This window comes from Nocardia exalbida NBRC 100660, from assembly GCF_000308575.1.
GTDB classification, from domain to species: Bacteria; Actinomycetota; Actinomycetes; order Mycobacteriales; family Mycobacteriaceae; genus Nocardia; species Nocardia exalbida.
The window spans coordinates 1-12,273 of record NZ_BAFZ01000026.1 but is presented as its reverse complement, the minus strand read 5'-3'; the positions used below and the strand labels follow the sequence as shown (position 1 = coordinate 12,273).

At 70.7% G+C, this 12,273-nt stretch carries 6 protein-coding genes; 4 read left to right on the top strand and 2 right to left on the bottom strand.

What is annotated here, in order from left to right; all coding sequences use genetic code 11:
* Window positions 1-72: 72 nt before the first annotated feature.
* A complete protein-coding gene (locus tag ON29_RS05570) occupies window positions 73-3,552 on the bottom strand; it encodes an indolepyruvate ferredoxin oxidoreductase family protein (RefSeq protein WP_040865070.1) in 3,480 nt (1,159 codons plus the stop codon).
* A gap of 288 nt (window positions 3,553-3,840) precedes the next feature.
* Here ON29_RS05570 and ON29_RS05565 point away from each other — a divergent pair, with 288 nt between their 5' ends.
* Window positions 3,841-4,320 carry a hypothetical protein gene (locus ON29_RS05565; RefSeq protein WP_157172661.1) on the top strand — a complete coding sequence of 160 codons (480 nt, stop codon included), beginning with the start codon at window positions 3,841-3,843 and terminating at the stop codon, window positions 4,318-4,320.
* A 390-nt stretch (window positions 4,321-4,710) separates the two neighbouring features.
* Complete coding sequence (locus ON29_RS05560; protein ID WP_040865123.1) at window positions 4,711-5,877, top strand: lipase family protein; 1,167 nt, start codon at window positions 4,711-4,713, stop codon at window positions 5,875-5,877.
* Between the two features lie 83 nt (window positions 5,878-5,960).
* Here ON29_RS05560 and ON29_RS05555 read toward each other — a convergent pair whose 3' ends face one another.
* Entirely contained in the window at window positions 5,961-6,506 is a 546-nt protein-coding gene (locus ON29_RS05555) for a histidine phosphatase family protein (protein WP_040865068.1), read from the bottom strand.
* A 107-nt stretch (window positions 6,507-6,613) separates the two neighbouring features.
* Between ON29_RS05555 and ON29_RS05550 the strand changes: the two genes are divergently transcribed.
* Both ON29_RS05550 and ON29_RS05545 read left to right on the top strand, forming a co-directional pair.
* Window positions 6,614-11,533 (top strand): ATP-dependent helicase, encoded by a 4,920-nt coding sequence (locus tag ON29_RS05550; RefSeq protein ID WP_040865067.1) that lies wholly within the window; start codon window positions 6,614-6,616, stop codon window positions 11,531-11,533.
* 120 nt (window positions 11,534-11,653) lie between these two features.
* The coding region (locus ON29_RS05545; protein WP_040865066.1) for a DNA-formamidopyrimidine glycosylase family protein at window positions 11,654-12,273 on the top strand (620 nt) is incomplete at its 3' end.

The following is a 12,273-nucleotide window of genomic DNA, read 5'->3' as shown; positions in this document are numbered from 1 at the left end:
GAGTGGATCAGCGAGGTGACCGGCTACGCCGGGTGAACGCACCGACCGGCGAGCACCGCCGGAGGACACCCGTCACCATCGCGGCGGCTCGATACCGAGTTCCCGCAAGCCCTCGGCGTAGCGCGCGACGCTGGCGAGCTTGATGTCCTCGTAGCCGCGCACCACATCGGCGAGCGCCGCCGCCCGCACGGCGCGGTCGTAACTCGATCCGTCCAGCATGCCGGCCAGGTCCGTCACCATCGCGGTGTAGTGCGTGCGCAGCTCGCGTTCCATGCGGCGCACGTGCGCGTAACCGAACGGGTCGAACGCCGTGCCGCGCAGCCGCTTTCCCTTGGCCAGCAATCGGAGGGCGAAGTGACTGCCCGGCCGCATGCCGATCTTCTTCTTCCGTCCCAGCGCGCGCAGCACCGGTGGGTGCAGCCGGTAGGTGAGGTTCGCCCCCTCGGGCACCTGCGTGGCGACCTCCGCCAGGAAGGCCGGGTCGGTGAGCCGCCGTGCCACCTCGTACTCGTCTTTGTACGCGGTGAACTTGTACAGTCCGCGCGCCACCTGCTCGCTGAACTCGGTACGGTCGGTCACCCGGCGCTCGGCCGCCCAGATGCGTTGCACCGTGCGGACGTAGGCGCGCGCCACCGCCACGCTCTGGAAACCGATCAGTTCCACAGCCCGCAGCTCGGCCAGGCGCCGTGTCTCTCCCGTCGCGGTCAATCCCTCGAACAGGTCCGCCGGTACCGCCACCGGGGCCGGGGCCGGTTCGGCCGCGCGACGAGTGGTCGCGGCGGCGAAGTCCGCCGGCCGCGCGATCGCCACCCGCCCCCAGCGGAACGCCGCGAGATTCGCCGCCACGGCCACTCCGTTGATCTCGATGGCCTCCTCGATCGCGGTACGCGGCAGCCGCAGGGCGCCGAGCTGGTAGGCGGCGCCGATCAGGAGGAAGTTCGCGGCGGCGGTGTCGCCGAAGAGGACCTCCGCGGCGGCCAGCGCGTCGAAGGACCGCACCGACCGCGAGACCTGCTCCAGCCGCCGCAACAGCGCCGCCTCGTCGGGATAGGCGACCGACTTGTCGTAGACCATGTCGCCGGTCGGCGTCTTGCTGGTGGAGGCGACCGACACGGTCGTCGTGGCGCACCCGTAGGCCAGATTCTTGGTGTCGGTGGCGGCCAGCAGGTCGAAGGCCACGATGCAATCGGCCGAAGCTGGGGCGAGCCGGTTGGCGGGCTCCAGCGCGTCCACGGCGAAGCGCAGGTGCGACACCACGGGTCCGGCCTTCTGGCTCATGCCGATCTGGTCCAGGCTCGCCACCTCGTACCCGGCCCGCATCGCGGCGGTCGCCAGCACCTGGTTCACGGTGACGATGCCGGTGCCGCCGATGCCGGCGAGAAAGACGTTCTGCGTGGTCGTCGGCGGTTCGTGCGGCAGATCCGGCAGCCGCGGCGGCTGTGGCCGCCTGCTCGTGCCGCGCTCCTTCCGTTTCGCCGGATCGGGCGGCTCGACCGTGACGAACGAAGGGCAATCGCCGTTCAGGCAGCTGTAGTCGGTGTTGCAGGAGGTCTGGTCGATTCGGGTCTTGCGCCCGAACTCGGTGTCCACCGGCTGCACCGACAGGCAGTTGCTCTGGACGCCGCAATCACCGCAGCCTTCGCACACCGCTTCGTTGATCACCACCCGGGTGCGGCGCACCGGCAGGGCGCCGCGCTTGCGCTGCCTGCGCGCGTCGGCAGCGCAGTGCTGGTCGTAGATCAGCACCGTGACGCCGGGGATCTCGCGCAGGGCTCGCTGCGCCTCGTCGAGGCGGTCCCGGTGCCACAACAGGGTGCCGGGAGCCAGGTCGCGCTTGCGGTAACGCCCGGGTTCGTCGGCGCAGACGATGATCCTTCGGACGCCTTCGACGGCGAGCTTGTGGGTGAGCATCGGCACGGTGAGCGCGCCCTCGGCGTGCTGCGCGCCGGTCATCGCGACCACCTCGTTGTGCAGCAGCTTGAAGGTGATGTTCACCCCCGCGGCGACGCACGCCTGCACGGCGAGCTGGCCGGAGTGGAAATACGTGCCGTCACCGACGTTCTGGAACAGATGCGGCACGTCGGTGAACGGGGCTTGGCCGATCCATTGCGCGCCCTCGCCGCCCATCTGGGTCAGCCCGGTGACCTTGCTGTCGGTCCGGCCGGACATGGTCACCAAGGTGTGACACCCGATGCCACCGCCCGCCAGCGAGCCTTCCGGGACGGCCGTCGAACGGTTGTGCGGGCAACCGCTACAGAAGTAGGCGGCGCGCTTGGCGGGCAGCACCGACAGCGACAGCGGCTGCGGCAGCGGGCGTTTCAGGGCGAGGTGTCCGTCGAGTACGCGGCGCAGCGGTGCGGCGATGCGCCCGGAAGTGAGTTCGCCGTCGGCGCCGAACAGCGGGCGACCCACGTGGTCGCGCTTGCCGACGATCTCGGGCGCGCCCGCGGTGCCGTACAGGATGTCGCGGATCTGGGTCTCGACGAAGGACGTCTTGTCCTCGACGACGATCAGCCGGGTGAGCCCGGTGGCGAACTCCCGGACGCGATCGGGCGCGATCGGATACGGCATCCCGATGCGCAGCAGCCGGATTCCCGCCGCGTGCAGCGCGTCGTCGTCCGCGCCGAGGTCGAGCAACGCTTGACGGACCGCGTCGAAGGTGGGCCCGGTGGCGGCGATGCCGATCGTGGCGTGGGACGGGTTGACCTCGATCGCATCCAGTCCGTTGCGTGTGCTGTAGGCGCGCACCAGCTCCCAGCGGGGACCGTAGAGATCCGCCTCGGCGAGCAGACTGTCGGCCGGAGCGGCCATCGGACGCTGCCGGTAGTGGAAGGGCTTACCCTCCCAGTCGATCTCGGGCACCACGAGGTCGATGTCGCCCACCGAACCGTCGACGGTCCAGGCGCCGTCGGCGACATCGGCGACGATCTTCAGCGCCACCAGGCAGCCCGAGGCGCGCGACAGCGCCACCCCGTGCAGGCCCATGGTGATGATCTCGCGGGCGTTGCGCGGGAACAGCACGGGGATGTTCATCGCCGCCAGCGAGCGCTCGCTCACCGCGGGCACGGTGGACGACTTGGCCGCCGGGTCGTCGCCGACCAGCAGCAAGACGCCGCCGCGCGGATTCGCGCCGTACATGTTGGCGTGCCGCAGAGCGTCGGTCGCGCGGTCCAGACCGGGACCTTTGCCGTACCAGACACCGACAACGCCGTCATGGGTCGCGGCGCCCGCTGGCAGATCGGCCTGGCTGCCCCACACGGAGGTGGCGGCCAGTTCCTCGTTCAATCCCGGGACGAACGAGATGTCGTGCTCGGCGAGGACGTCCGGCATGCCGGCCAGCATCTTGTCGACGCCGCCGAGCGGGCTGCCCTGATACCCGGAGACGAACGTCCCCACCCGCCGCCCGGCGCGCAGATCACGCACGTGCTGCTCGACCAGCTGCCGCGCGATGGCCTGGACGCCGGTGAGGACAACGGTCCCGGAGCCGACGCGGTAACGGTCGGCAAGGTCGTAGGGAGCTGGGATCAGATCGCGGTCGGCGAGCTCGGTCATACAGATCCACCCGTCCGCTCGGCGCCGGTCCGGCGGCCTCGCATCGTTGAGCACTTGTTGCCGATATCGTGTCCCTGAAGATCTGAACGCACAACCTCAACCACAGTGACTGAGCATTCTGCTCAATCATTCGACACCCAGATGGGCACATCCTCAGCACAGTGCCAGCTTCATGTGACGGTGAACACATCCAGGCCTCCAGGCATTCGATCGCCTTCGGCGAGCCGGGCCGGTGCCGCCCCGCGTTTCCTCCGCCACCCCCAGGCCCACCTGTGTGAAGGTGGAAAGATGGCAATACTGAGGAGGGGCGCGGCGATCGTCGCCGCCTCGATGTTCGGGATGCTGACCGCGTGCGGGCAGCACGTGGACCCGGCCGCCCCCTCCACGCCGGAGCGAACCGCGCAAGAGGCGGCGGGAACGCGCGCCGATCCGGGCCCCCGGAGAATCGCGGGCGGCACGATGATCGTCGTCCCGCATGCCGCGGACCTGGAACCCACGTCGGCGATGCCCTTCTCGGAATACGACATCGAAGACGGGACGAACAAGCTCGCGATCCACATCCCGGGCCCGGTCGGCTGTCCGAGCATCGGATTCACCGCGCGCGTGGAAGAATCGGCCGATCGGGTGAACGTGCGGCTGCTGCGCGGCCTGCATCGCGGCATGCCGCCGTGCCAGGGCGCGAACCCGGAGCAGAAGCGCGAATACGGCGTGGTCGTTGTCGACCTGCAACGCCCGCTGGGCGAACGGACGGTAGTCAGCTTCGCATGAGCCGCGCGAGAGGCCGATTCGATGTGCGGCCGGGCAGGCCGCCTCCTCTAGTGATCTTGTCGAACGGCGGCCCACGGGCTTTGTGACATGTCCGATTCACGCCTTCCGTTGCGACGCCTCGATCGGTGGGGCGCTATCTTTCGCACGGATGGTGCCGCCTCCGCGGCTACCGGCGGTCCCGAAGTCGAAGGAGGTGCGGCAGTCCGTCATGATCGACTCAGGGTCGCTCCGGCGGCGGTTCCTTCTGCTCTGTCCCGCAGCGAACGTTCGCTGCGGTTTTTCGCGTAGTGCCGGTCCGTCCGAAGCACCGCCGCCGCGGCGTCCCCGCGGGGCGGTGGGTCGGTGACGGCTGACTTTCGAAGGAAACCCGTGTTCAGAGTTCCGTCCAGGATTGCGGTCTTGCTGGTGAGCCTCGTCTCGCTCGGCCTGCTCGGCCTGCCCGCAACGGCTCAGCCTCTCTATCCCACCCCAGATCCCGATCCCTTCTACACCGCGCCGCCCGACCTGGAGGCACTCGCCCCCGGTGACGTCGTGCGCAGCCGCAGGATCGACACCGGTCTCTACGTCGGGACCGAGGGCTGGCAGGTGGCTTTCCGCTCCACCACTTCACAAGGCAAGCCCGTCATGGGCATCACTACGGTGCTGCTGCCCGCCGGGGTCAGGAATCCGCCGCTGGTCTCCTATCAGGCGCTGATCAATTCGCTCGGCACCCAGTGCAATCCGTCGCGCTCGCTGTTCAACGGCGAACTGCAGGATGCGGTCGGCGCGATGCTGCCCATCGGACGCGGATGGGCGATCTCGCTGCCGGACTACCTGGGCCCCACCTCCGCCTACGGCGCCGCGCGCCTGGCGGGCATGATGACCCTCGACAGTGTGAAGGCCGTCCAGAAGGTCGCCGAACTCGGTCTCTCGAACTCCCCGGTTGCCATCGCCGGCTACTCCGGCGGCGGCATGGCCACCTCGTGGGCCGCCGCGCTGCAACCCACCTACGCGCCGGAACTGAAGCTCACCGCCGCTGTCGCCGGCGGCATCCCCGCCGACCTGGAGGAAATGGCAATGGCGCTCGGCTTCGCGCCGCATCCCGGCTTCGGACTGGCCTTCGCCGCCGCCATGGGACTGGAGCGGGAGTACCCGGACCGATTGCCGATCTCGGATCAGCTCAACGAGAACGGTTTGTGGTTCCGCGAATTCACGCATGACGCCTGCCGCCGGTTCCTGCTCTTCCACGGCGCTTTCCGCAGCGCGGAGCAGATGGCGGCGTCCAAGAGCCTGATGGACAGCCCCGAGGCGCACGCCGTCCTGCGGGAGAACAGCCTGCGGTACTTCGATGGTGTGCCGACCATACCTACCTACATCTGGCAGGGCCGCTTCGACGAGATGACCTTCTACAAACCCGTCGCCGAGGTCGTCGACCGGTACTGCAAGGCGGGTGCGCCGGTGAGTTTCCACACCGTCGACATCTCCGAGCACCTGACCGCGGCCGCCGCCGGATTCGCCGACGCGTGGAACTACGTAGAGGCCAGGTTCCGCGGCGAACCCGCACCCACCACCTGCTGAACCCAGACGATAGTGGCCCGGGAGATGTTCTCCCGGGCCACTTTCGTTCGGTTCCGAGTGCCACGCGCAGGCACCGCCGGGCCTCAGGCGGTGAAGTGCAGCGTCCATTCCCCGCGGTAGTGCAGGCGGGTGACGCTGCCGGGCGGTATATCGATGCGCCAGAACGATTTCGGCGGGGCGTCCAGCGTCACCAGCAGCGCGGCCCGGACCACGGCGGGGTGGGTGACCGCGATCGTGGACACCGACTGCGCGGCCACCTCGGCCATCCACAACCTGGTCCGTTCGATCACGTCCAGCACGGATTCGCCGCCGTGCCCGCGGAACGCCGGGTCGGTGAGCCAGGCGTACAGCTCGTCCTGGGGTACCGACATCAGTTCGCCGCCGCGCCAGGCGCCTGCGTCCAGGTCGCGCAGCCGGTTGTCCTCCTCGCCCGGCAAACCCAGCAGCGCGGCGGTCTCCACCGTCCGGCGCTCCGGGCCGGTGAACACCCGCGCGGCCGTCAGCGGTCCGCACTCGGCCATCGCCCGCCTGCCCGCCTCGGTGAGCGATTCGTCCACCGGGAAGCGTGCCTTGCGCATCGCCTCGGTCATTCCGTGGCTGACCAGGTCGAGTCTGAGCACTTTCTGCACCTGTGGAAGCGTACGGCCCGGCGTCGGCGGCCGTTGTTCGATTGCTCGCGCTTCGCTCGCGAAACGGTACGGGCGTGCTTGTCGGTGTCCGGGTGCACACTGAAGCCATGGCCCAGTTCTCCCGCGCGACCCAGGAGTGGTTCGACGGCGCGTTCCCCGCGCCGACCTCCGCGCAACTCGGGGCGTGGAAGGCGATCGCGGCGGGCGAGCACACGTTGGTCGTCGCGCCGACCGGGTCGGGGAAGACGCTCTCGGCGTTCCTCTGGGCGATAGACCAGCTGGCCGCCCGGGAGCAGCGGCCCGAGCGGGCCGGCACCTCGGTGCTGTACGTGTCCCCGCTCAAGGCGCTCGCGGTGGACGTGGAACGCAATCTGCGGGCGCCGCTGGTCGGGGTCACACAAACCGCCAAGCGCCTGGGACTGGAGCCGCCGGAGATCACCGTCGGCGTCCGTTCCGGCGACACCAGCGCCTCCGATCGGCGGTCCATGCTGCGCACCCCGCCGGACATCCTGATCACCACGCCGGAGTCGCTGTTCCTCATGCTGACCTCGGCGGCCCGCGACACGCTGCGCGATGTCGGCACGGTGATCGTGGACGAGGTGCACGCGATCGCCGGTTCCAAGCGCGGCTCGCACCTGGCGCTGTCCCTGGCCCGGCTCGACCTGCTGACCGAGCGGCCCGCCCAGCGCATCGGGCTTTCGGCGACGGTGCGGCCACCGGAGGAAGTGGGGCGGTTCCTGGTCGGCAACGCGCCGATCACCCTGGTCGCGCCCCCGGCGCCGAAGACGTTCGACCTGTCGGTGCGGGTGCCGGTAGCGGACATGACCGAACCCGGCGACTCCGACCAGCCGGGCTCGATCTGGCCGCACGTGGACGAGGCGATCGTCGAACTGGTGCTCGAGCACCGGTCCTCGATCGTCTTCGCGAACTCTCGCAGGCTCGCCGAGCGGCTCACCGCCCGGTTGAACGAGGCCTACGCGGCACGGCTCGGCGAACCGGTGGAGACCGAGCACGAGCCGCCCGCCCAGCTCGGCCCGTCCACCGAGGTGATCCACGGCGCCGGGCCCCTGCTGGCGCGAGCGCACCACGGGTCGGTCAGCAAGGAGCAGCGGGCGCTGATCGAAGACGATCTCAAGAGCGGGCGGCTGCGCTGCGTGGTCGCGACCAGCAGCCTGGAACTCGGCATCGACATGGGCGCGGTCGACCTGGTGGTCCAAGTGGAGGCCCCGCCCTCGGTGGCCAGCGGGTTGCAGCGGATCGGACGGGCCGGGCATCAGGTCGGCGAGATCTCGCGCGGGGTGATCTTCCCGAAGCACCGCACCGACGTCATCCACTGCGCGGTGGCGTCGCAGCGGATGACATCCGGGCAGATCGAGGCGATCCAGATCCCGGCGCACCCGCTGGACATCCTGGCGCAGCAGACCGTGGCCGCGTGCGCGCTGGATTCGATCGACGTCGACGGATGGTTCGACGTCGTGCGCAGCACCGGGAGCTACGCGGCGCTGCCGCGCTCGGCCTACGAGTCGGTGCTGGACCTGCTCTCCGGGCGGTATCCGTCCGACGAGTTCGCCGAGTTGCGGCCCCGGCTGGTCTGGGATCGCGACGCGGGCACGCTGACCGGGCGGCCCGGCGCGCAACGGCTGGCCGTGACCTCCGGCGGAGCGATCCCCGATCGCGGCATGTTCGCGGTGTACATGGTGGGTGAGAAGGCGTCGCGGGTCGGGGAACTCGACGAGGAGATGGTCTACGAGTCCCGGGTCGGTGACGTGTTCGCGCTCGGAGCGACGAGCTGGCGGATCGAGGAGATCACCTTCGATCGGGTACTGGTGACGCCCGCGTTCGGGCAGCCGGGGCGGTTGCCGTTCTGGCACGGTGACGGACTCGGGCGGCCCGCCGAACTCGGCGCGGCGCTCGGCGAGTTCGTCCGCACGGTGGCGCGCGAGCGCGTCGCCGAACCGGCTGGGCAGGCGAGCACGAGGAAAAGCTCGCGACGCGACGGTGCGACGAAAACGCCCCGTGCGCAGGAACAGCCGCGACACGACGGGGCCGGGCCCGCCGTCGGACGCAGGCGGGGCGAGTTCGCCGATCCGATGCCGGAGAGCGTCGCACGGCTCATGGGCACCGCCGGTCTGGACGGCAACGCGACCACGAATCTGCTCACCCTGCTGGACGAGCAACGCACCGCGACCGGGCACCTGCCCACCGACCGCACCCTGGTGGTGGAGCGGTTCCGCGACGAACTCGGCGACTGGCGGCTGGTGCTGCACTCGCCCTACGGCCTTCCGGTGCACGCGCCGTGGGCGCTGGCCATCGGAGCGCGGCTGCGCGAACGGTTCGGCGTGGACGCCGCGCCGAACGCTTCCGACGACGGCATCGTCGTGCGGCTGCCCGACACCACCGACGATCCGCCCGGCGCCGAACTGTTCGTCTTCGAGTCCGACGAGATCGACGACATCGTCACCGAGCAGGTAGGCGGATCGGCGCTGTTCGCCTCCCGGTTCCGCGAATGCGCCGCACGCGCGTTGCTGCTACCGCGCCGGGATCCGGGCAAGCGAGCCCCGCTGTGGCAGCAGCGGCAGCGCTCGGCCCAGTTGCTCGACGTGGCGCGCAAGTTCCCCGAGTTCCCGATCCTGTTGGAGACGGTGCGCGAATGCCTGCGTGACGTTTACGATCTGCCGTCGCTGCGCGACCTGCTCGGCCGGGTGGGGCGGCGCCAGATCCGGCTGGTCGAGGTGGAGACGGCGACGCCGTCCCCGTTCGCCAACGCCCTGCTGTTCGACTACATCGGGCAGTTCATGTACGACGGTGACAGCCCGCTGGCCGAACGGCGCGCCGCCGCGCTCTCGCTCGATTCCGGGCTGCTCGCCGAACTGCTCGGCCGGGTCGAGCTGCGCGAACTGCTCGACGCCGCGGTCATCGAGCAGACCGAGCGGGAACTGCAGCGGCTCACCCCGGAGCGGCACGCACGAGACGCCGAGGGCCTGGCGGATCTGCTGCGCCTGCTCGGACCGCTGACCGCCGCCGAGGCCGCCGAACGCTCCGACGAGGACCCCACCGCCTGGTTCGAGAGCCTGGTAGCCGCGCGCCGGGCCCTCGCTGTTTCCTTCGCGGGTCGCAGCTGGTGGGTCGCGGTGGAGGACGCGGCCCGGCTGCGGGACGCGCTCGGGGTGCCGCTGCCGATCGGCACGCCCGCGGCGTTCATCGAGCCGGTGGCCGATCCGCTCGGCGATCTGGTGGGCCGCTACGCCCGCACGCACGGCCCGTTCCCCGCGGAGGCGGTGGCGGCCCGGTTCGGGCTGGGCACCGCGGTCGCCGCGGGCGCGCTGCAACGCCTGGCCGCCGAAAAACGGGTGGTGGAGGGTGAATTCACCCCCGGAGCAGCCGGGGCCGAATGGTGCGACGCGCAAGTGCTGCGCCGGCTGCGCCGCCGGTCGCTGGCCGCGGCGCGGCACGAGGTCGAGCCGGTCTCGACCGCCGCGTTCGGGCGCTTCCTCCCGTCCTGGCAGCACATCGGCAGCGGCGAGCTGCGCGGCGTCGACGGCGTGGCCGCCGTGGTGGAACAGCTCGCCGGTGTGCCGATTCCGGCCTCCGCCTGGGAATCGCTCATCCTGCCCGCGCGGGTGCCCGGCTACACCCCCGCCATGCTCGACGAACTCATGGCGACCGGCGAGGTGATCTGGTCCGGGCACGGCGCCATCACCGCCAAGGATGGCTGGATCGCCCTGCATCTGGCCGAGCAGGCGCCGTTCACCCTCGCGCCGCCGGACGAACTCGATCCGACGGATGCCCAAGCACGCCTGCTCAACGCCCTGGGCGCGACGTTCGTGCCGTGGACGCCGCCCGGCCCGGCGCAGGACGTCCCGGATCGAGCGCCGGTGTCGTTGGACGAGCCGGATCCGCCGTCCGGCAGCGCGGGCGACGGTCGCGGCGCGCACGGGCGATCCGGCGACACGGACGGTCACACCGGCGGCGGCACCGCACCGATCGGATACGGGACTGGCAACGGTCGGCCCACGCCGGGCGACCCGGCATACGTGTCCGGTGCGGGGCATCCGACCTCCGGCGCCCCCGCGGAACGACTGATCCCGGTGCCGCAGGGCGGCGGCGCGTACTTCTTCCGGCAGCTCTCGGACGCCACCGGTCTGCTCGATGACGCCGCGGTGGCCGCCGCACTGTGGGAATTGGTCTGGGCGGGCGTGGTTTCCGGCGACACTTTCGCTCCGGTGCGGGCGCTGCTGTCCGGCACGACGCGGACCACGACGGCCCACCGCACGCCCCGGCGCGCGCCGCGGGGCCGGGCCTACCTGCCCCGCCCGAGCATGCCGACCCGTTCCGGTCCGCCCTCGGTCGCCGGACGATGGTCGCTGCTGCCGGAGCGGGTGTCGGACAGCACCGTGCGCGCGCACGCCACGGCGGATCTTCTTCTGGAGCGATACGGCGTGCTGACCAGGGGCTCGGTGCAGAACGAGGGCGTACCGGGTGGGTTCGCGCTGATGTACCGCGTGCTCACCGAATTCGAGGATCGCGGCCGTTGCCGCCGTGGCTATTTCGTCGACTCGCTCGGCGGCGCCCAGTTCTCCACCACCGACGTGGTCGACCGGCTACGTTCCTTCGACGCCGAACGCGCCCGTCCCGAATCCAGGCAACCGACCGGCACGGTGCTGGCGCTGGCCGCGTGCGATCCCGCGAATCCGTACGGCGCCGCGCTGGCCTGGCCGAAGAGCGACGTCGATGGCGGGCATCGGCCCGGACGCAAGGCCGGGGCGCTGGTCGTGCTCGTCGACGGCGAACTGGTCCTGTATCTGGAGCGGGGCGGCAAGACCCTGCTCACCTTCACCGAGGATCCCGACGCGCGCCGTGGCGCCGCCGGAGCGCTCGCCGACCTGGTCCGGCGCCGCCGGGTGGACGCGCTGGTCATCGACCGCGTCAACGGGGACAGCGTGCACGGCAACACGTTCGCCGAATTCCTCACCGAAGCGGGTTTCTCCGCCACCCCGCGCGGTCTACGTCTGCGCAGCCGCCCGTGAACGCGCTCTCCGGCACCGGCTCGAGGTTGCGGGAAGGCGCGCCCATGCGAGTTCGCGGAGGCAAGCGAAGAGGGTTCCGACCGTCCCGCGGTGGGCGCGGCCCCGCGCTGGAGCCGCCCAATGCCTGAGGGTGACACCGTCTTCCTCGCCGCCAAACGGCTCCGCGCCGCATTGGCGGGAAAGGAATTGACCCGCAGCGATTTCCGGGTGCCGCGATACGCCACGGTCGATCTGCGCGGACAAGTGGTCGAGAGCGTCGGCAGTTACGGAAAGCACCTGTTCATCCGCACGCCTACCGTGAGCATTCACACGCACCTGAAGATGGAGGGCAGCTGGCGCGTGTTCCACTGCGGACAGCGCTGGACCAGACCCAGGGTCGCCGCGCGGGTCGTGTTGAGCACCACGGATATCGAGGCCGTCGGCTTCTCGCTGGGCAAGGTCGAGGTGGTGCGCGTGCGCGACGAGCACCGCATCGTCGACCACCTGGGGCCCGACCTGCTCGGTCCCGAGTGGGATGCGGCCGAAGCCGTCCGGCGATTGGAGCGATATCCCGATCAACCCATCGGCGTCGCCCTGCTGGACCAGCGCAATCTGGCCGGTATCGGCAACATCTTCCGCAGTGAGGTCTGCTTCCTGCGCCGCGTCCATCCCGCGACCAGGGTCGGGGATGTCCCGGACCTGCTGGCCGTGGTCAACGAGGCACACCGCATCCTGACCGAAGCGGTCCGAAAGCCGCCGCG

What these genes read in the sequence shown, in the direction of transcription:
- ON29_RS05570 (WP_040865070.1), bottom strand. Translation starts at nt 3,552, where the DNA reads ATGACCGAGCTCGCCGACCGCGATCTGATCCCAGCTCCCTACGACCTT.
- ON29_RS05565 (WP_157172661.1), top strand. Translation starts at nt 3,841, where the DNA reads ATGGCAATACTGAGGAGGGGCGCGGCGATCGTCGCCGCCTCGATGTTC.
- ON29_RS05550 (WP_040865067.1), top strand. Translation starts at nt 6,614, where the DNA reads ATGGCCCAGTTCTCCCGCGCGACCCAGGAGTGGTTCGACGGCGCGTTC.